The 20092-nt window shown below is 68.1% G+C and carries 18 protein-coding genes and 1 pseudogene; 13 read left to right on the plus strand and 6 right to left on the minus strand.

Translation table 11 applies throughout. The features are described 5' to 3' along the window. Positions 1-58 precede the first annotated feature (58 nt). The 4 genes from AC5L3C_RS21660 to AC5L3C_RS21675 all read left to right on the plus strand — a co-directional run bounded on the left by AC5L3C_RS21660 (position 59) and on the right by AC5L3C_RS21675 (position 3931). Positions 59-796 (plus strand): ABC transporter permease, encoded by a 738-nt coding sequence (locus AC5L3C_RS21660; protein WP_493653963.1) that lies wholly within the window; start codon positions 59-61, stop codon positions 794-796. After that, complete coding sequence (locus AC5L3C_RS21665; RefSeq protein WP_493650406.1) at positions 796-1569, plus strand: ABC transporter permease; 774 nt, start codon at positions 796-798, stop codon at positions 1567-1569. The genes AC5L3C_RS21660 and AC5L3C_RS21665 overlap by 1 nt, the downstream gene beginning before the upstream one ends. Before the next feature lie 76 nt (positions 1570-1645). After that, the gene (locus AC5L3C_RS21670; protein WP_493650407.1) at positions 1646-2947 is read left to right on the plus strand and encodes a condensation domain-containing protein; all 1302 of its coding nucleotides are present in this window, start codon (positions 1646-1648) and stop codon (positions 2945-2947) included. A gap of 183 nt (positions 2948-3130) precedes the next feature. Next, the gene (locus AC5L3C_RS21675; RefSeq protein ID WP_493653965.1) at positions 3131-3931 is read left to right on the plus strand and encodes an HARBI1 family protein; all 801 of its coding nucleotides are present in this window, start codon (positions 3131-3133) and stop codon (positions 3929-3931) included. Positions 3932-4444: 513 nt separating this feature from the next. Here AC5L3C_RS21675 and AC5L3C_RS21680 read toward each other — a convergent pair. Then, on the minus strand, positions 4445-4768 hold the full coding sequence (locus tag AC5L3C_RS21680) for a helix-turn-helix domain-containing protein (protein ID WP_493650408.1): 324 nt from the start codon (positions 4766-4768) through the stop codon (positions 4445-4447). Positions 4769-6474: 1706 nt separating this feature from the next. Between AC5L3C_RS21680 and AC5L3C_RS21685 the strand changes: the two genes are divergently transcribed. From AC5L3C_RS21685 to AC5L3C_RS21695, 3 genes are all read left to right on the plus strand, one after another. Further along, positions 6475-7053: a TetR/AcrR family transcriptional regulator gene (locus AC5L3C_RS21685; protein ID WP_493650409.1), complete on the plus strand. Its 579-nt coding sequence runs from the start codon at positions 6475-6477 to the stop codon at positions 7051-7053. A 111-nt stretch (positions 7054-7164) separates the two neighbouring features. After that, entirely contained in the window at positions 7165-7659 is a 495-nt protein-coding gene (locus tag AC5L3C_RS21690) for a hypothetical protein (protein WP_493650410.1), read from the plus strand. A 46-nt stretch (positions 7660-7705) separates the two neighbouring features. Further along, positions 7706-8587, plus strand: a complete 882-nt coding sequence (locus AC5L3C_RS21695; RefSeq protein WP_493650411.1) for an alpha/beta fold hydrolase — start codon at positions 7706-7708, stop codon at positions 8585-8587. 72 nt (positions 8588-8659) lie between these two features. Here the strand turns inward: AC5L3C_RS21695 and AC5L3C_RS21700 are convergent, their stop codons facing one another. The 4 genes from AC5L3C_RS21700 to AC5L3C_RS21715 form a co-directional block, all read right to left on the minus strand. Then, complete coding sequence (locus AC5L3C_RS21700; RefSeq protein WP_493653967.1) at positions 8660-9940, minus strand: hypothetical protein; 1281 nt, start codon at positions 9938-9940, stop codon at positions 8660-8662. A 420-nt stretch (positions 9941-10360) separates the two neighbouring features. Then, positions 10361-10855, minus strand: a complete 495-nt coding sequence (locus AC5L3C_RS21705; protein ID WP_493650412.1) for a DUF6644 family protein — start codon at positions 10853-10855, stop codon at positions 10361-10363. After that, positions 10852-11550: a hypothetical protein gene (locus AC5L3C_RS21710; RefSeq protein ID WP_493650413.1), complete on the minus strand. Its 699-nt coding sequence runs from the start codon at positions 11548-11550 to the stop codon at positions 10852-10854. Before AC5L3C_RS21710 ends, AC5L3C_RS21705 begins: the two co-directional genes overlap by 4 nt. Before the next feature lie 513 nt (positions 11551-12063). Further along, positions 12064-12315: a hypothetical protein gene (locus AC5L3C_RS21715; RefSeq protein WP_493650414.1), complete on the minus strand. Its 252-nt coding sequence runs from the start codon at positions 12313-12315 to the stop codon at positions 12064-12066. Between AC5L3C_RS21715 and AC5L3C_RS21720 the strand changes: the two are divergent. After that, a pseudogene (locus AC5L3C_RS21720) lies at positions 12247-12540 on the plus strand (VOC family protein); the annotation flags it as partial. The gene AC5L3C_RS21715 and the pseudogene AC5L3C_RS21720 sit on opposite strands and share 69 nt — an antisense overlap. 312 nt (positions 12541-12852) lie before the next feature. Then, positions 12853-13824: an ABC transporter permease gene (locus tag AC5L3C_RS21725; RefSeq protein ID WP_493650415.1), complete on the plus strand. Its 972-nt coding sequence runs from the start codon at positions 12853-12855 to the stop codon at positions 13822-13824. A 96-nt stretch (positions 13825-13920) separates the two neighbouring features. Here AC5L3C_RS21725 and AC5L3C_RS21730 read toward each other — a convergent pair whose 3' ends face one another. Beyond that, positions 13921-14550 carry a TetR/AcrR family transcriptional regulator gene (locus AC5L3C_RS21730; protein WP_493650416.1) on the minus strand — a complete coding sequence of 210 codons (630 nt, stop codon included), beginning with the start codon at positions 14548-14550 and terminating at the stop codon, positions 13921-13923. A 120-nt stretch (positions 14551-14670) separates the two neighbouring features. Between AC5L3C_RS21730 and AC5L3C_RS21735 the strand changes: the two genes are divergently transcribed. Genes AC5L3C_RS21735 through AC5L3C_RS21750 form a run of 4 tightly spaced genes read left to right on the plus strand, consistent with a single transcriptional unit; the run spans position 14671 to position 20085 of the window. Continuing rightward, positions 14671-15345 (plus strand): (2Fe-2S)-binding protein, encoded by a 675-nt coding sequence (locus tag AC5L3C_RS21735; protein WP_493650417.1) that lies wholly within the window; start codon positions 14671-14673, stop codon positions 15343-15345. Next, positions 15345-16325: an FAD binding domain-containing protein gene (locus AC5L3C_RS21740; protein WP_493653969.1), complete on the plus strand. Its 981-nt coding sequence runs from the start codon at positions 15345-15347 to the stop codon at positions 16323-16325. The genes AC5L3C_RS21735 and AC5L3C_RS21740 overlap by 1 nt, the downstream gene beginning before the upstream one ends. Further along, complete coding sequence (locus AC5L3C_RS21745) at positions 16322-18535, plus strand: xanthine dehydrogenase family protein molybdopterin-binding subunit (RefSeq protein ID WP_493650418.1); 2214 nt, start codon at positions 16322-16324, stop codon at positions 18533-18535. Before AC5L3C_RS21740 ends, AC5L3C_RS21745 begins: the two co-directional genes overlap by 4 nt. A 20-nt stretch (positions 18536-18555) precedes the next feature. Beyond that, complete coding sequence (locus AC5L3C_RS21750) at positions 18556-20085, plus strand: aldehyde dehydrogenase family protein (RefSeq protein WP_493650419.1); 1530 nt, start codon at positions 18556-18558, stop codon at positions 20083-20085. Positions 20086-20092: the final 7 nt, after the last annotated feature.

Below are 20092 nucleotides of genomic sequence, written 5' to 3' on the forward strand. Positions count from 1 at the left end.
GATGACACGTCCCGAGGCGCTGCGGTCATTAGCCGGTTACTTGCTGCGCGCCTGGATAATGGAGCTCCGCCAACTACTCCAGTCCCGCATGTACATCTTCCTGTCCGTCGTCCTGCCGCTGATCTTCGCTTCCATGGCGTTCTACATGTTCCGTAATTCGGCGCGGCATGAGAATCAGATGGCGGTGGCGCTGAGCGCCGGGCTAATGGGCATGTGGTCGGCCACCCTGCTGGGCTCCGGCAATGCTATCAACCGGCTACGTTGGATGCAGCTCCTGGAACCGTTGATCGCCAGCCCTCGCTCCACCTTCTTGATCACGCTCCCCTACACCGTCGCCACCGCTTCACTCGGAGTGTTCGGCTTGATCACGACACTCATCTGGAGCGCGCTTCTCTTCGACATGCCACTTCATTTCGCCCGCCCCTCATTGTTCACTGCTGCGGTGCTGGTGACGGTGATGGCAGTAGGACTGCTGGGGCTCTTGCTGGCCTCGCTGTTCATCTTGTACCCCACCGCACAGTCGCTGGCCAACTTCTTTGAATACCCCGTCTGGATGCTCAGCGGCATGCTCGTGCCGATCTCCACGCTCCCCGGGCCCGTACAGGCGTTCTCCTACGCCCTCGCCCCAACCTGGGGGGTCAAGGCCCTGACCGAGGCGGCCGACGGCTCGGGCTCCCCGGCCAGGGCGATCAGTATGTGCGCCCTGCTCTGCGCTGTCTACGTCGGTGTCACCTTGCTGCTGCAAAGGAGGTTCGAGTGGCTGGCCCGATCCAGCGGGACTCTTTCCCTGCAGTGATGCTCCGGCTCTTCTTCGTCGCTGGCTGGCGGTCTCACCTGGCTCTGTTCCGCTGGCTGCGGCCTTCCGCCTTCTTTCCAACCATCATCGGCGTACCGGTTGTGCAGCTCGTCTGGTTCGTTCACCTAGGCCGCTACGTAGACACCTACCCGGTGGCCTACTACGTCGTAGGCAATTCCCTGCACGCGTGCGCTATGGCAGGCCTGTTCGCCCCTGCCATGTCAATCCAAGGGGAGCGCTTCAGCGGCACCCTCGGCGCGGTCCTGGCCACGCCAGCCAACCGTGCGGTGATGTTCGGCGGTCGTATCGCGCCAGCCGTCGCCCTCGGCGTGTGCACCTCCTCTGTGATGCTCGCGACCGGTTTCGCCCTCGGCTGGGTACACATTCCGCTCACGGCTATTCCGGAGCTGGCCGCAGCCATTCTGGTAACGGCCCTGTCCTGCAGTGCCTGCGGCCTGGTGATCGGCGCCATCGGCCTACGGACTCGCGACGCGACATTCCTGGCCAATGCGTTTCTTTACACCATGCTTCTTGTATCTGGGGTGAACATCCCCGCCGACCGGCTGCCCACCTGGTTGGCGGGCATCGGGGCTGTCATGCCGATGTCCCAGGGCATCGAGGCAGCCCGTCGCGCTCTGTCGGGTGCAGGAGGCGTTCCTAGCCTGCTGGGCTGGGAGGCACTCAAGGCCGTTCTGTTCGTCGTACTCGCCCTGGCCATGCTCCGGGTACTGGAACAGGCCAGTCGCGCTAAAGCCACCCTTGATGACCTGTAAGGTCCTGGAAGCGAGAACGATGTCGCATAGCACGAGCACTCCTCTCACCTTTGGCCAGCTTTCGGTGTGGCGGGTCATGGCCAACTGGCCCCGTGGCCGATGGCCGGAGACGTACCTCAGCTCCACCCTCGCCCTGCCAGCCGGCTCGTCCGTGCGGCAGGTCATCGAGGCGTTCGCCGTGCTGTGCCGCAGGCACGAAACTCTCCGCACGCATTTCGCAGACACGCCCGAGGGCCCTGTTCAGCACGTCATGGCTGCCGAGGCACCGGTACGCGTAGCTGTCGTCGAACGGCCGGGAGCCACCGAAACGGACGCCATGGCACTCGGTCGCGACCAGGCCCAGGACCCCATAGACCGGGAGACCGACTTCGGCCGCCGTTTCACGGTGATCACCGACGGCGGTCGACCCATCTATGCCGTGCTGCTGGTGGATCACATTGTCGCCGACGGATTCGGTCTGCGGCGGCTGCGGTCCGAGCTGAACGCCTTGATCGGCGGTACCGACCCGGACGGGGCCCGGTGGCTACGGGAGACCCCAGCACAGCCTCGGGCACTGGCCCTGCACCAACGCTCGGAGCCCGGTCGATCCGGTCGCGAGGCGACCCTCTCATACTGGAACCGACTGCTACACACGGTGCCTGCCAGCTTGTTCCCGCTGCCGGAAGAAGCTGGCGGTACTCCGGGCCGGATTGAAGCCGTCCTGCACTCCAGGGCAGCACGACGGGCCCTCATCACTGCCGCCCGGCAGCGACAGGTGTCCCCACACACAGTTCTGCTGGCGCTGAGCTCCGTGGTCACCGCGACCGCAACTGGCTCCGCTCAAGTAGTACTCACCCTGCAGGCAGGCAATCGGTTCATCGAACCATGGCGGAGCATCGTCAGCTCGATGAATCAGTACGCGCCTCTGCCACTGACCATACGAGCCGATAACAGTACATTCGCCGACTATGCCAGATATGTCCATCGTGCCGCGCTCAACGTGTACCGGTTCGGCTCCTACGACTTCGATGCGGTCACCGAACTCGTGCGCCGCGAACGCGGTGCCGCCCTGGAGTTCGACCACTTCTACAACTTCCTGCCCGAAAATATCGAGGGCTACCCGGAGAACCCCGCAGACGACGCGGCAGGGTGGATCGAGTCGACCGTCCCCCACCGTCAGATCGGTCCTCGTCTAGATATCAAGGTTCGCAACGGCCCTGCAATGCCAATCGTCATCCGCACTGACCCCGCCCTGCTCACCCGGCCCAGTGTGCATCAAGTACTCTCCTGGTTCGAAAAGCAACTGTGTCGTCTCGCGACCGACAACAGCGTTCCTTTGTCCGAGGTGGTTCTGGATTGTGAGAAAGCTGTCGGCCGGCAGATTGGCGCACCTTCCTGACGGTTCAGGATGCTACTGAGGTCTTCTCGGCAACGTGACGGTTGCGGTCCGTGACGGTCGGCTGGGAGGCGTGATGGTGTCGGTGTCAGATATGCGTGAAGCCCCTGGTAGGAACAGGTCTGCGAAGATCACGTTCCGTACGCCCAGAGGCCTCACACATTGACCAGTATCACGTACACCGCCGTGCTCGATGTCCGGCGGGAGACCGCCCAGCACCTCGCGAAACTCCTGCGGGAGCACAGGGGTCGGCTCAACACCCGCAGGGGCACCCGCGCGCTGGGCGTCTTCAAGCAGGCGGTCCTGGTCCTGCGGTGGTTCGTCGACGGCAGTCGACTCGTCCAAATCGCCCGGGACAACGGCATTTCGGCGCCCACCGCGTACCGCTACCTGCACGAGGGGATGACCGTGCTCGCCGACCACGCCCCGGACCTGTCCACCGCGCTGGAGCGCGCGACGGCTGCCGGGTACACCCACCTCAACCTGGACGGCACCGTGATCCGCACCGACCGCGTCGCTGCTCCCGGCCCGAACAAGGCCGACCTGTGGTGGTCGGGGAAACACAAGCACCATGGCGGGAACGTGCAGGTCATCTCCGCCCCGGACGGCTGGCCGCTGTGGGGCGCCCCGGTCCGCCCCGGCCGCGAGCACGACACCACCTGCGCCCGTCGCTACGGTCTGGTCGACGCGCTGAACCGCTTCGCCGCCACCTTGGGCATCCCCACACTGACCGACCTCGGCTACGAGAACTTCGGGCCCGGCTTCCGCCACCCCGTCAAAAAGCCCCAGGGCCGTGAACTCACCGCCCGGCAGGAGACGTTCAACAAAGTGATCCGCGGCATCCACGGCGTGGCCGAACGCGCCAAAGCCCTGCTCAAAGTCACCTTCAAGGCACTACGCAGAGTCAGCCTCGACCCCGTGAGCATCACCCGCATCGCCCGAGCAGCCCTCGTCCTGCTCCAACTGGAACACGGCCGCACCACCTGAACGGAGATCACAAACCGTCACGAGACGTTGCCGAGAAGACCTCACTGTAATCTCTTGCGACGCTTTTCCGCTGCGCCTACTCGGCTGCTGCAGCTTCACCGCCCGCACTTCGATGACGGGCCACCTTCCGCCCGGCGCACCCTCGCACGGCCACCAACTATGACTTCGCGATCACGCGGAGTGGTGGACGAGGGTGGCGAGGCGTGGCAGCCGATGACCAGGGCGATACTACTCCAGTTCCAGGGCAAGGATGTGTTCGCCGACGGCCAGGGCCGCCAGGCCGATTGTAGGCTTCGAGGGATAGCGTGGTCGCGGCGGAATCGCCGACTGCTCTACTCGGAGGGTGGGTCAGGACGTGGACGAGCGATGCGAGCAGGGCGGCGACCGCGCCGAGCAAGGTCCAGAAGTACACCCTCCATGCCGAGCTGATCCCAGACGGATGAGCCCTTGGCGTCGGCATCTGCCGTCAAAGGCAAGAGTGTTGCACGCAGCGGGACGCCATCGCGGGTTCACTCAGAGCGTGTGATTCCGCTCCGTCCAGGAGGACAGGCCGGGCCAGAGACTCTTGCCGAGCGCGACCTCCAGGCGGGCGAGTGTCCCCAGGTCGGGCAGAACCACTCCCCGGAGTAGGCGGCTGATCGTCGCGTGAGAGACGCCCGCCCTGTCGCCGAGGGCTCGCAGGCCGATCTTCGACGACTCCATTGCGGTCGTCAGGTTGCGTGCGAAGGCCTGGCCGTAGTGCGCGCTGACGGGAGCGTCTTCGACGAGTCGGGCATACGGCCAGTCGCCGGACGCGACATAGGTCGCCGGCAGTTGGTCGTTGTTGCTCCGGGGCATGCCGAAATGATCCCACGTCGCCATGGGTCCCGTCCCTCCGTGCCGGTTGAGTCGGCACACACATCGCCGAGTGGTGCAAGTACACACCACTTTATGTGATGACGAGTGCTGCGGAGTCGATTCCGTGGTTCCTCGTGCTACGTGCCGGGCTCAGCCAGGATTCGCATGATGTCGGCCGCCAGCTCCGCGGTCGCGGAGCCATGACCCGCGCGGACCGTCAATCCGGCCCCGTGGCCCGACGTACGTATGTGTGTCGAGCGCGTAGCCGACCTCTGACAGGAAGCCGAACAGCATCGCATGCACATGGCGTCGCGCTGCCTCGTGGGCGCGGTCGGCCGCAGCTATGGGCAGCCCCCTCAATTGTTCGTCGGCGGCGGCACGTCGCAAAGCGTGCGACACGAACCACTCCACGCCCACCCAGTCACTGTGATCGGTGACTCTCACGCCATGGGAGCGGTATCGGTCGCCGTTCTCGGCATCAAGAAGGACGGCAGCCGCCAAAATGGTCCTCACTTCCAGCGCCAGAGGATCTCGGCGCGGCGGCCGGCGGCGATACGGCGCAGACGACATAAGTCAGCTCCTCTGTGATCGGTTCCGCTGTATCGAATGAGCGAAGGCTGTTCATTCCACGAGAGTGATGGGGCCGTCCGGGATCCATCCCTCCAGATATCCGCGCAGGAGTGCACCGAGCTCGCGCGGGCGCATATCCAGGTCATTCTCAACCTCGGCCAGCGGATGCCAGACGTATTCGGCATCCGGCACCGGGCCGGACCGAGGACGAATTCTGAGGGCCTTCATCCTTGTGCGACGGACGACGAAGATGTGCCCTGTCCCGACGTGAGCGCACGGAGGAGATGGCGGCGTATACCTCCCGAGGACGGGAGTCACGGCCACGTACCAGTGGCTGAAGAGCGGGTCCAGAACCCGAATGACGGAATATCCGGTGGGGCGGAGACGGATCACTGTGGCCCGCAGGGGCGTCCATGAACTCTCACCGTGCGTGCGGCACAGCAGAACGCGCTCCCGAGCATCGATGACTGCAAGCTCGGTCGACGTCCGCTTCTGCCGGTTAAACCGTCTCATGCCCTGAGAGTCCGTCAACCGTCACCGTCGCGCGCCTGATGGACACCGGAGCGGGTGAAGGCGATAGTCGAGAGGTGAGGGGCTCAGCTGAGCAAGTATCTCGACTGTCGGCCGTGACAGGCCCTGACCTGCAGTGATGCTCAACGCGTTCCCAGATCACCCGCAGCGCGTTTTGAGTGATGCTCCGACACTGGCTGTGACCTGCACGGTAGGAGTTTCGATCAAGCCCCACGAAGGCGGCGAGTGCCCGCCCGGGCGCTCGATCCACAGGGTACCGGATCGGGGGCCGGGCGGGCGCTGGTGTGGGGTGGTCGGCGGCTGAGGCGGGCAGGCCGTGCGGCTTGGCGGGCGCGACTGGTGGGGTTCTGGGTGAGGGCGAAGCCGAGGGCGTGAAGCTTCTGGGCCTGGACGCCGTAGGAGGCCGTACCGCGCACGGCGGTCGCGAGCGTCGAGCTCCTGGTGCTGGCCGGGGCAGAGGGTCTGCGTCCGCTGTGCGCCCCGGACACCGCCGAGGACGGCGACGATGAGTAGGCGTGAGGCCGTCGGACTGCAGGTCAGCGCATGGCCAGGCGGCCACGGGCCCTTTTCTTGAGCGATCGATCCAGATGGGTTACGGTGGCGCCATGGCAAGGACCCGGGAGTTCGACACGGAGGCGGCGGTGAGCCGCGCGATGGAGCTGTTCTGGACGCGTGGCTACGAGGCCACCTCGGTGCGCGACCTGACCGGGCACCTGGGGATCGGACAGGGGTCCTTGTACGCCGCGTTCGGTGACAAGGACGGCCTCTACCGGGCGGCGCTGGAGCACTACCGCACCACCCTCGCGGCGGCCGCCCTGCGCAGCCTGGAAGAGGGGGCGGACGCCCGGTCGGCGATCCGCGCGATGCTGGTCGAGCGGGTCAGGATCGCCGTGGGGGACAACGGCCGGGGCTGCCTGGTGGTCAATGCCGCCTGTGAGCGCCTGCCGGAGGATGCGGTGACCCGGCGCACCGTGCGCGACATGCAGGACGCCAGCCGGGACGCGCTCGCCGAAGTGCTGCGGGTCGCGGCGGAGCGGGGCGAGATCGCGCAGCGGTACGACCCGGATGCATTCGCCGCTTTCCTCGTCACCTTCCTCAACGGACTGCTGGTCTCCGCGAAGATCACGCCGGATGTCCGCGCCCTCGAACCCCTTGTGGAGGTCGCGCTGGCCGCCCTCGACTGATTTTTTCATGCCCGGAATATGTATCGGGCGATCCAGAAAAGCCGCCAGTGCTCGCTCGGACACGGGATCCGGCGACCCCACCCCGCTGCAATCGAAGCCTTCGGAGGCACCATGCCCACCGCAGCCACCCCGAGTACGCCCGCTCTCGGCGGAAGCCGCTGGAACACCTTCCCCGCGGCCGGCACCACCCTCACTGCCCGCACCCGCACCGGGCCGGTCGCCGACGGGACCCGCACCGCCCGCATCGAGGTCACCCACGACGGCACCACCACCGCCCACGTCGATCTCGGCCAAGCCCTGCGCGGCCACCGCTTCGCCCAGCGTGAGAGCCCCGCCGCAGGCGACGCACCCGGCACCGCCGACGCACCCGGCACCGCCGACGTCCGGTCCGCGCTGCGCGCGCCGGGACTGGTGTGGACGCGGAGCGGCGACGCGACCCTCGATGCCCGCGGTCAGAAAGACCTCGTCGTACTGGCCCTGCTCGGCAGGCTCTACCCGGACCACGTCACCCTGCGCCCCGCCGGCCGTTCCGCTGCCCGGACACCCGCGGACGGCACCGGGCCGAGCCGCCTGCTGACCCTCGTCGGCCCTCCGCAAGCCCACTGACGCTCAGACGCCCAGATCGCGAAGCACACCAGGAAGGTGCGAGAACATGATGTTCGACCATGAAGGAGCGCCCGTCCACACGGGCCGAGCCGCCGTCAACGGGACGAGTCTGCACTACCGCACAGCCGGGTCCGGCCCCGCCGTGGTGCTCCTGCACGGCGTGCCCAAGACCGGCTACCACTGGCGTCACCTCGTCCCGAAGCTGACGCCCCATTACACCGTCGTCGCCCCCGACCTTCGCGGTCTCGGCGACTCCTCCCGCCCGCCGGACGGCTACGACTCCGCGACGATGAGCGACGACATCGCCGAGCTGATGAACCACCTCGGACACGAGAGGTACGCCGTGGTGGGCGAGGACTGGGGAGCGGTGATCGGCTACCAGCTCGCCGCCCGCCACCGCGACCGCGTCACCACGCTCGTGTTCGCCGAGGCGCTGTTCCCCGGATTCGGCTTCGAGGACCACACGGCCCTCACCCCCGAGAACGTCTCCAGCGGCATGCACCTGTGGCATCTGGGCTTCTACTTCCAGCCCGACGTACCCGAGATGCTGATCAGCGGACACGAGCGCGAGCTGATCACCTACATGATCAAGTACGAGCGCAGCCGGCCCGACACCGCCACCCCTGACGCGGTCGACGAATACGTGCGCTGCTACTCCATGCCCGGCGGCATCCGCGCGATGCTCTCCATCTACCGGGCCATGCTCGTCGACGCCGAACAGAACCGGCAGACCGCACGGAAGAAGCTGGACATCCCGGTCCTGGCGCTGGGCGGATCCGCGTTCATCGGCGACCGCAACGAGTCCCAGATGCGACTCATGGCTCACGACGTCACCGGACATGTCTTCGACGCCGGTCACGACCTCGCGGAGGAGGTCCCCGACGAGATGGCCGACGTCCTTCTGCCGTTCCTGGCCACGCACCGGTAACCGCGCCCGGCCGCCGGGCCGGCGATGTGGAGCGGCCGGCCCGGCGAGGGCCTCGTGCCTGAAGACGAACGATCAGTCACTGTCGCCCAACCGGCTTCCGTCGTTCGGCCGGCTCGGCGCGGCGGACGCCGGCGCCACCGATGAGGTGCGGGTGGGGCGACGCCTGTGCCACCTCACCAGTGCGGGCAGCCAGGGCGCGGCACCGAGCAGGGCCAGTAGCGAGAGCAGAGGGACGCGCCACCACCCGGAGACCATTGCCTGTGGCGGGTCCGGCGCCTTCGACACCCACGGCCGGGCGGTTTTGGACCAGGCCAGGAACGCGTCGCCGATAGGGAGGAGACCGAAGGCGTACCGCTTGGTCCACGGAGTGTCGACCGGAGCGCCGACCAGTTCACTGACGCTCGCCAGCGCCGCAGCGAGCGAGGTATCACCGTAGACCTGGGCCGAACCGATGGTGACCACGCTTGCGGGAGCGCTGACGCCGAGCGGGAGCGGACCGGAGTCGACGTCGGCCGGACCGTCCATGCCCTCGGGGTACTCCCGCACCGTCGGCGCCAAGCCGAGCGGAGAAGTGACGTACCGCTCGCGGAAGCGGAGATACTGCTCACCGGCGAACTCCGGGTCAATGTCGATGAGGAAGCGGAGGGTGAGGCTCTGTGAGCTGCCCCGGGCGACCTCGAGCGGTTCTCCGGTCTCCGGGGCAGCGCGGTGCGGGAGCAAGCCGGTGCGGGGGTCGAGTCGCTGCCGCACGTTCCCCAGCCACTCCCGTACGGTCCTGTTGAATCGATCGGGCAGCAGGCGGTCGTGCAACCGCAGTGACGCGATCGCCACGGTCGAGTCGACGGGCCATGCCTGCTCGGGGTACGCCTCGAGGTATGGCGACGGTGATGCGTCGAAGGCCGAGCCCAGTTCGGCCGAGTCGCGCGCGAACCGGCGAACCTCGGCGGCATCTCGATCCCCGGCCGCCTGCAGACTCAGCACTCCGCCGCGCAGCCAGTTGCTCCAGCCGCGGTGGAACACACCGTAAGGCGGTGACAAGTCGGGGCTGAAGGGGGCACGGCCGTCGGGAGAGTCCAAACGCTCCAGGGCCCACCGAGCCTCTCGCAAAGCTGTCGATCGTTTGCCGGCCGGGGTGCGCATTCCGAGTTCGACCCAACTCAGGCCGTAGAGAGCGTGCAGGAAGAAGTAGCCCTCAGGAAACAGCTCCTGCGCCTCTCCACCCGCCCCGTCGTCCAACTCCTCACGCAGGAAGGTCAGCTGCCGGGCGACTCCGGGCGGCTCGCCCTGTGGACCAGCGGTCACGGGCATCACGAGCCGCACGACGCCGAGGAGCGCGGACAGTGTGGTCAGCACAGCGATCAACCGACGCAATGTGCGCAGTGCCCGACCTCGCCCCGTCCCTGATGAGGGAGCTCCGTCCGCGCTGAACTCCGTGCCGTGAACGATGGTCCCTTGCAACTGTCGTCACTTCCTCAGCCTCATGGTCCTACCGGTGCAGTGCTTCCCACCAAAAACGCGCCATCCGGTCGAACGGTTCACGACATCGCTCGTCCAACGGCAGGGTTACGGACGCGGAACGCCGACGAGGCTCTCCCGCATGACGCAAGAAGTTCCGGCACGACACTCAGCTGTACGTGTCACGGGGCGCGGGCGCCTGGGGACCACCGGTACGCGTCGGGGCGCCCTCCGACAGCACCGTCGTCGAACTGCCCTCGACGCGGGCCGGGCCGGGCCGCCTGTCCGGCTGGGCACCTGTGCCTCTACCTGGGCTGCCTATACGTAGGCGATCAGCCGGCCGCACACGGTGACGACCGTCCAGACCAGCAGGGACACCACGGCCACCGCTTTCGCCGGCAGAGGTGCGGCCGTCGCGGTGTCCCAGACGGCCACCCGCCGGTACGGTCCGAGGCGGAAAACGAGTGCGTTCGCCCCGGCGAGCAGGATCAGGGCCAGCTTGAGTTGGAACGCGGGATTCTCCGCCAGGAGTGTGGCGTTGGCGGAGAACATCAGCATCCCGGTCAGGGCGACCAGGCCGAAGCCGGCCCAGGAGACGGGCAGCAGCCAGCGGGCCGCGCTGGTCACCGGGACATGCCGGCCGGCGGCGCCCAGCAGCCGCAGGTCGAAGAGCATGGCCGCGCCGACCATGACCGCGATCCCGACGACGTGCAGCGACTCGGCCATCGGATACGTCCATTGCCCGCTGCGCACCGCACGGGCCGGCGCCAGTGTCTCCAGCCACCGGAGCAGCGGTTCCGGGAAGGGGTTCATCGGCCGTTCCCGTCATTCGTGCGCCTGCGGAGCCTGGTCGTGCCGTACCGGACGGCAAGTACTCCCAGGGCGAACACGGCCACCACACCGCCGATGAGGGTGACCGTGTCACCTATCCCGGAGTCGTCGGCGGCCGCGATCCCGTCCCCGTTGTCCTGGCCCTGGTCTTCGCCGTCGGCGGCGCCTTCTTCCTCGTCATGGTGCTCGCATTCGTCCACGATGCGAGTGATACGGAAACCCGCGGGGAACTGCTGCTCGGCGGCGTAGAGCATCTGCACCCGCAGCTCCCCGGTGTAGGTGTTGTCCTCCTCGTCGCAGCGGCGGTACGCGACAAGGGAGATCTCGTCCCCCGGCCCCGGCCGATCGGACAGGGCGCCGACCTGGGAAGTGATGTCGGGCGGCAGCAGAATCTCCCGCTCCTCCCCCGCGCCCTCGACCTGGGGGCGGCCGTCCCAGTGCTCATAACCGCGCAGTTCCTCGGTGCCGGGGAGTTCTTGCGGCACTTGCAGGTCACTCGGCACACGCACGGTGATGATGCCGTGCGGTGCCGTGTAGCGCGCCTCGACCACCTCACCGGCGATGTAGAGAGGGCGGCTGGCCTCGTAATCGCCCGTACCACCGTGGTGCGCGACAGCAGGTGGAGCGGCGAGGACCAGCAGGGCCAAGGCGGACAGGGCACTCCGCATCCGGATCATTCTCAACCTCCGTGTGTACGTCGTGGGAGACAGCGGGCGTGTCCCGGCCTCGCGGCGCTGCGAGAACGAGAATGTCGGCAATCGCCGGGTGAGGGTGTGGCCCTTGCCACGCCGACGTCAGGGTCATGACCTCGACGGATCTGGAACGTCCGTGGCCGCACGCCTGGGAGGTCGCCCTCCTGGCACGGTCGATGTGGTCACGGGTCCGAAGGCAGTAAGAAATATGGACCAGCTGTCCACTAGTCACGATACACAGAAATATACAAGAGGTCCATATAGAGGATTGTTCATGTCCCGGGGCCCGTTGACATCGGCCCGCGGGAGTCGGCACGCCCAGCGGGGATGCGCGGTGCCCTCCGTGGCGGGAGAGGGGTTACGCCCAGCCGGCGAGGAGCCTGAGCCGCTCCTCCGGGGCGGCACCGGGTTCGCGGCCGCCTCCGCCCTGTCCTTGCCGGAGGCGTATCGCCGGGCGGCCGGCCATGGCCGGCGATGGGGGTGCAGCCAGTCCTACCATCAGTACTTCTCTGGTTGCGGTGTCGACGGCCAGCCATGCTCATTCACATGAACCTCCCCATCGCACACGACCACGTCGGTATCAGCGTCACGGCCGAGGACCTCGACGCCGGCATCGAGTAGTACTCCAGCAAGCTCGGGTTCTCGGTTGAACAGCGGTTCGAGAACCACGGCACGACGTTCGTCTTCATCGTCAACGGGAACCTCAAGATCGAGCTGCTCGCCGGCGCGTCGCATCGCAACGAGGTACACCCCGACAACGTGCTCGCGAGCTTCGACCCCGAACGCCTGCACCACTTCTGCCTCGCCGTCGACGACCTCGACGCGATGGTGTCCCAACTGCTCGACCGGGAAGTGCAGTTGATCGGCGGGCCCATGGACGTGCCCGTGATCGGCCGCCGCATCGCGTTCGTCACCGACAACGTCGGCACCGTCATCGAACTCAGCGGGCCGCTGACCTCATCCCCCGGCGAGTAGGGCCCGGACAACTCTCGCGGCACGCCGCCGTGAGGCTCCCGACCACGGGTCGCACGGCGATCGGCGGGAGCGCTGCCGTCGACCGGCCGGGCCACGCCATCGGCGAGTGCCTGCCGGACGGGCTTGCCGGACACCGACCCCACGTACACGTTCCCAGGACCGACCAGGCCCGGGACCACCACGCCCCGGAGGGCAAGACCCGTCATGACAGTCCCCAGCACGCGGCCGGAACACAAGGCGCCCCGCCCCAGGGAGGACGGCGCCCCACCCGCACGCGGCCCCGGCATCCGGAAGGCGATCGTGATCCCGACCATGACCGGGCTCCTGATCGGCACACTGTTCGTGACGATCTTCCTGGCCGCGTTCCACAGCCCCGAGCCGCACGACCTGCCGGTCGGGATCGTCGGCTCGGGCCGGCAGGTCGCGTCCGTCGAGCAGTCGGTCGACACGAGCTCGCCGGGAACCATCGCGTTCACCGCCTACCCGTCGGCCGTCGCGGCCCAGGAAGCCGTCGAGCACCGTCAGGTGTACGGCGCGTATGTCATCGCCGCAGACGGTGCGAGCGCCCGGCTGCTGTACGCGGGAGCCAACGGTCCCGGCGTCACCAGCACCTTGCAAGGCATACTCGGAGGAGTCGCGCAGTCCTCCGGTACGACCATGAGGAGCCAGGACGTCGCTCCCACCGCCGGCGGTGACACCCGCAGTCTGTCGATCTTCTACGCCGGATTCGGCCTCGTGCTGGCGGGTTATCTGTTCGGCATCGTCTCCTCGCAGATGGCGCCCCGGCTGCCCATGCGCTGGCGTCTGGCGAGCCTGACCGGCTTTTCCGTCGTCGTCGGCGTCACCGCCGCACTCATCGCGGGCAGCACCGGTTTCGACGCACTGCCCGGGAGCGTCGCCGCGATCGCGGCGGTCACGATCCTGCTCGCGATGGCCGTCGGGTCGGCCACACTGCTGCTGATGCGCACGGCAGGTCCCGCCGGAACCCTCATGGCCCCGCTGCTGCTGCTCATCCTCGGCAACGCCACCAGCGGTGGCACTCTCCCTCCGGAGTACCTGCCGGACTGGCTGCGCCCGCTCTCCGAGGTCCTCCCCGTCGGCCTGGGTGTCCGCGCGCTGCAGGGCGCGTGCTACTTCGGAGGCGACGGCTATGTGCGCGGTATCGTCCTGCTGGCCTCGTGGGCCCTCGGAAGCATCTGCGTCATGCACGCCGTCGACCGCGCCGCTGCCCGCCGGCCCGGCAACCTCCGGGCCACCGCCACATCACCGCCGGCATTGCCGTGACGACCTGGTCTTCCGCGTCAGGAACGCTGTTCAGGCGGCCGGTGAGGCGTTCGAAGGTGGACGGCTTGAACGTCTCGGAATTCCTGGCTCAGAAGACTAGGGAGCGCTCGATGTGCTGGGCGGCAGGAGTTCTGTGACGGCGTTTCTGATGGGGGTGAAGTCGATGTCGGTGGTGAGGGTGCTTTCGTCGGCTGTGACGGCGAGGGGTGGTTCGACGCCCAGGAGGGCGCGGAAGAGGCGCGGGTGGAGTGTGCGGGCGAGCAGCTGCCCGGCGATGTCGGTGCTCTGGGCCGCGGTGATCCGGTGGTGCTGGGTGAGGAATGCGGTGAGGCGTGTGCGTGAGGTTTCGAAGATGGCCTGGTGGTATTGGGCCGATGCGTCGGGGAGTCGTTCGGCTTCGGCGATGCCGAGGCGGCAGGTGCGCAGTGCGGGTTCGCGGAGGATGAGTTGGAGGAATCTGCCGCAGTAGAGGATGACGGCTTCGGTGGTGTCCTGGTGGTAGGCGTCGGGGGTTTTGAGCCTGCCGAGGTAGAGCTCTCGGGCGAGGTCGACGACGGCGAGGAAGAGTTTTTCCTTGCTTTCGAAGTGTGCGTAGAGGGAGCGCTTGGAGGTCTCGGCGCGGGCGGCCACGACGTCCATGGACGCGCGGTCGAAGCCCATTTCGAGGAAGACGTCCTTGGCGGTCCACAGGATGTGTTCCCGTAGCTCGGCCCCACGCCTGGCCATGTGTCTTGCCACCCCACAAAGTAAACGGTACGGTCGAGTTTACTCTTCCCGGTGAGTGTTGCCGCTTGGGCATGTGCCGTCGTGCCAGTCAAGATCTTCTGCTGAACCTAGCGAGGTCGTATGTCTCCAGAACAGTCCGAATCCCCCTCTTCCTCCTCTGTTGATTCGCCTTCCTCCCGTCCTCCTTCCCACCGGCTGCCGTCGTGGATGCTGACCCGGCGCACGTTCACCGCGGTGACGGGCGTCGCGATCGGCGGTGTCGTCGCGGGCTACGCGGCCACTGCGGTAATCGGTGCCGAGGCCGAAGACCGAACACAGACCGCTGTCGCGCTGAAAGTCAATGGTGAGCCCGTCTCCGTCACGGTCGACAACCGTACATCGCTCCTGGATCTGCTGCGCGAGCACTTGAATCTGCCCGGGATGAAGAAGGGCTGCGATGCCGGGGCGTGCGGAGCCTGCACGGTGCTGGTGGACGGCCGTCGGGTCAACTCGTGTCTTACGCTCGCGGTGCGCCTGGAGGACGCGGAGGTCCTCACCATCGAAGGGCTGGCACCCGGCGAAGACGACGCACTTCACCCGCTGCAACAGGCGTTCGTCGACCAGGATGCGTTCCAGTGCGGCTACTGCACCCCGGGCCAGATCATGTCCGGTATCGGCTGCATCCGAGAAGGTCACGCCGGGTCGCCCGAGGAGATCCGCGAGTGGATGAGCGGCAACCTGTGCCGCTGCGGCTGCTACCCCAAGATCGTCAAAGCGGTCGGTCAGGCCGCCGCACAAGGAAGGAAGGGCAACTGATGTTCCCCTTCTCGTATACGAAGGTCTCCAGCGCCCGGGAGGCCATCGACGCAGGCCGGCGCGGCGGCCGTTACATCGCCGGCGGCACCACCCTGGTCGACCTGATGCGCGAAACCGTGGAACGCCCCGACACGCTTGTCGACATCACCGCCCTGCCCCTCAACGACATCAAGAGCACCTCGGGCGGCGGACTGCGGATCGGCGCGCTGGTGACGATGGCGGAAGCGGCCGCGCACCGTGTTGTGCGGACGGCTTTCCCCGTCATCTCCGAAGCGCTGGAACTGAGCGCGTCCGCGCAGCTGCGCAACATGGCCACCATCGGCGGCAACATCATGCAACGTACCCGGTGTTCGTACTTCCGGGACGTCACCGCGGCGTGCAACAAGCGCGACCCGGGCTCGGGATGTGCCGCGCTGGAAGGGTACAACCGTTCACACGCCATTCACGGCACCTCGGACGCGTGCGTGTGCGCCCATCCCTCGGACGTCTGCGTGGCGTTCGCCGCGCTGGACGCGTACGTGCACCTGCAGGGTCCGCAGGGAGAGCGGAAAGTGGCATTCGCCGACTTCATCCTGCAGCCGGGGGACACGCCGAACCGGGAGCACGACCTCCGCCGAGGGGAGCTGATCACCGCTGTCGAGATTCCCGCCCATCCCCGGCCTCTGAAGTCCGGCTACCTGAAGGTGCGGGACAGGCAGAGCTACGAGTTCGCCCTGACCTCGGCGGCCGTCGCACTGCACATCCAGGGCGGGGTCATCCGTACCGCGAAGGTCGCGGCGGGCGGTGTCGGCACCGTGCCGTGGAAACTGCCCGCCGTGGAACGCCGGTTGACCGGCCGGCGGCCCTCGTCCCAGCTGTGGGCCGAGGCGGCCGAGGAGTCGGTGCGAGGAGCGAAGCCTCTGACGCACAACAAGTTCAAGGTGGCACTGCTCCGACGCACCGTCGAACGTCAGCTCCGCATCGTGGGAGGCACCGAGTGAGTCCGCAACCGGATATTGCCGTCGGCAAACCGCAGTCCCGTGTCGACGGACGGCTGAAGGTGACCGGCCGGGCGAAATTCGCCGCCGACCACGGCTCGGGCGATGGCGTCGACGGTATCGTGCACGCCGTCCTCGTCGAGAGTTCCATCGGCCGGGGCCGGATCACCGGCATCGACACCGAGGCCGCGCGGGACCTGCCCGGCGTGCTCGCCGTGTACGACCACACCAACGCGCCCCGGCTGCCCTACCGGGAGAATCCGTTCCCGGACTCGATCCACCCGGAGGGCGAGCGGCTGCACGCCCTCCAGGACGACCGGGTGTGGTTCTTCGGTCAGCCGGTGGCCGCGGTGGTGGCGACCACCTTGGAGACGGCACGGCACGCCGCCCGCCTGGTCAGGGTCGAATACGCCACCCAGGAGCCCGAGTTCGACCTTTCCTCCGCCGATACCCGCGAGGCCGAGACCTATGAACGCGGTGACGCGGACGCCGCGCTGGAGTCCGCGGACATCCAGCTGGAGGCCACCTTTCGGCTGGCCCGCAACCACCACAACCCGATGGAGACCCACTCCATCATCGCCCGGTGGAAGGGCGGCAACCTCACCGTCTGGGACAAGACCCAGTGGGTGAACGACTCGAGGAACGAACTCGCCGCCGTCTTCGGCATCTCCAAGGACGCGGTGCGCTGCTTCTCGTCCTTCGTGGGCGGTGCGTTCGGCAGCGGCGGGCGGACCTGGGTGCACTCCGTCATCGCGGCGCTGGCCGCACGCGAGCTGGGCCGACCGGTGAAACTGGTGCTGACCCGCCGGCAGCAGTTCTTCACCACCGGGTTCCGTCCCGCCTACGAGTACAAGGCACGCCTGGGCAGCGACCGGCGCGGACGGGTCACCTCACTGATCCACGAGATCAGGGGAGAGTCCGCGCGGTACGAGTTCCACACCGAGGACGCCGCCACCCCGGCGCGGGTGCTCTACGACACGCCGAACGTCCGCTCGTCCTACCACCTCGTGCCCCTCGACATCGGCGGCCCGACCTGGATGCGCGGCCCCGGCTGGGGCACCGGCACCTGCGTCATCGAGTGCATGATGGACGAGCTCGCGCACCGGCTGCGTATCGACCCCGTCGAACTGCGCCTGCGCAATGTGCCGGAGGACGACCCGGAGACCGGGCTGCCGTACTCCACCCTGCGGCTGCGGGAGTGCCTCACCACCGGCGCCAGGGAGTTCGGCTGGCACCGGCGCAACGCCACCCCCCGGGCCCGGCGGGACGGTGACTGGCTGGTGGGCATGGGCATGGCCACGGGCATCTACGCGACCGAGCGGATGTTCGCCCAGGCCCACGCCCGGCTCAATGCCGACGGCTCCGCCGTGATCCAGTCCGCGACCAGCGACATCGGACCCGGTACGTACACGTCCATGTCGCAGGTCGGCGCGGACACCCTCGGCCTGGACATCCGCGCTGTGGACTTCCGCCTCGGCGACACCAACATGCCGCCCGCTCCCGTGCAGGCCGTGGCCTGGACCATGACCAGCGTCGGCGCCGCCGTGAAGGCGGCGTGCGACCACATCCGCGACCAGGCCGTGGCCATGGCGGTCGGCGACGAACGCTCCCCCCTGCACGGAGTCCCCGCCGCGGACGTCGTCGTCCGGCGCGGCCGGCTCCAGGTGCGCGACAACCCCGGCCGCAGCGAGACGTACGAGCAGCTTCTGCGGCGCAACAACCGGTCGCACCTGGAGCACGTCGGCACCTTCTCGCCGCCGGACGAGCCCGAGTACTCCATGTACAACCACGCTGCGATCTTCGCCGAGGTCGGCGTCGACGCGCAGCTGAACCACATACGGCTCCGCCGGATGGTCGGGGTGTTCGACGCCGGCAAGATCGTCAATCCGCGGCTGGCGGACAGTCAGGCCATCGGCGGAATGATCGGCGGTCTGGGCCAGGCACTGCTGGAGCACACCGTCACCGACCCCCGCGACGGCCGGCTCGTCAACGCCAACTTCGCCGACTACCTCATCCCGGTCAACGCCGATGTCCCGGACATCCGCGGCATCTATGTCGACAGTGTCGACACCCGGGTGGGCCCGCTCGGGGTCAAGGGGCTCGGCGAGATCGTCATCGTCGGTGTGGCGCCCGCGATCGCCAACGCGGTCTTCAACGCCACGGGGCGGCGGGTGCACGAACTCCCCATCACGCCCGAATCGATCATTCAGTGAGCCTGCGAAAGGCTGGAAGCATGTCCGACAGCACCCTTGTCACGCGGGACGGCGTCCTCGGCGCCGACGCGGCAGAGGTGATCACCATCGACCAGGCCACGGGTGCGGAACTCGCCCGCTATCCCGTGGCCGGGAGCAAAGAGGCGGCTGCCGCCGTCACCGCCGCCCGCTCGACCGTCGAGACCTGGTGGAATCTGGGCTTCGAGGGCCGGGCGCGGCGCCTTCGGGCCTGGCGGCGGGAGATCGCCGTGGGCGGCGAGGAGGTGGCCGCCCTCATCCACGCCGAGAACGGCAAGCCCCTCGACGACGCCCGCTCGGAAGTCCTCGCCGTCCTCGCGCACCTGCAGTTCGTCATCGGTAACGCCGAGCGCGTTCTGGGGCGTCGGGACGTTCCCTCCGCGGCAGGCGAGGACGCGTGGGTGGAGTACCAGCCGTACGGCGTCGTCGCCGTCATCGGTCCCTGGAACTTCCCGCTGGCGACGCCGGGCGCCATCGTGGTGCACGCCATCGCGGCCGGCAACGCGGTCGTGCTCAAGCCCAGCCAGCTCACGCCCGGAGTGGGGGAGTGGCTGGCACAGGCCTGGCAGCGGGCCGTTCCCGACCTGCCGGACGTCTTGCAGAACCTCGTCGGTTTCGCGGCCACCGGCCAGGCGCTCATCTGGGCGGGTGTGGACAAGGTCGCGTTCACCGGCAGTGTCCGCTCAGGACAGGCGGTGGCCGCACAGTGCGTCCAGACCCTGACCCCGACGCTGCTGGAGCTCGGGGGCAAGGACGGTGCGATCGTGGCCGAGGACGCCGATCTCGACGAGGCCGCCGCCCACATCGTCTGGGGAGCCCTCCAGAACACCGGGTGCGGCTGCATCAGCCTGGAAGTGGCCTATGTCGTGGAGTCCGTCCACGACGCCTTCGTCGAGCGGGTCACTGCTCTGGCCCAGCAGGTCCGGGCGGGCAGCGACGAGGGTGCGCAGATGGGCCCCATACCGCTGACCAGCCAGATCCCGGTTGTCCGGCACCACATCGAGGACGCCATCGCCAAGGGCGCGACGGCTCCCGTCGGTGGTCCCGGGGTCGTGGAGGACGGAAACCGCTACGTCGGGCCCACCATCCTCGTCGGTGTGACTCCGGACGCCCTCGCGGCGACGGAGGAGACCTTCGGCCCGACGCTCGCCGTGGTCAAGGTCGCCGACACGGCCGAAGCCGTCGCGCGCGTCAACGCCGGCCGGTACGGACTGGGCAGCGCGGTCTTCAGCCGCGGCAGAGGTCAGGAGATCGCCCGCCGTCTCCGCGTCGGAATGACCAGTGTCAATGACGCCCTGAAGTTCTCGATGAACCCCGCGCTGCCCTTCGGGGGCCGGGCCGACAGCGGGTACGGGCGCAAGCACGGCGACGAGGGACTGCTGGAGTTCGCCTACCCGCACGCCTTCACCGAGCAGACCGACCCCGCCGCGCTGTCGCACACGCGATTCGGCCGGCCGGCCGGCGCGATGGCGGGCGCCCTCGCCGCCGTCCGGGGCCGCATCCTCGCCGAGGACGGGCCCGAGACCGCCTAGAACCGCG

Source organism: Streptomyces speibonae, from assembly GCF_984686075.1.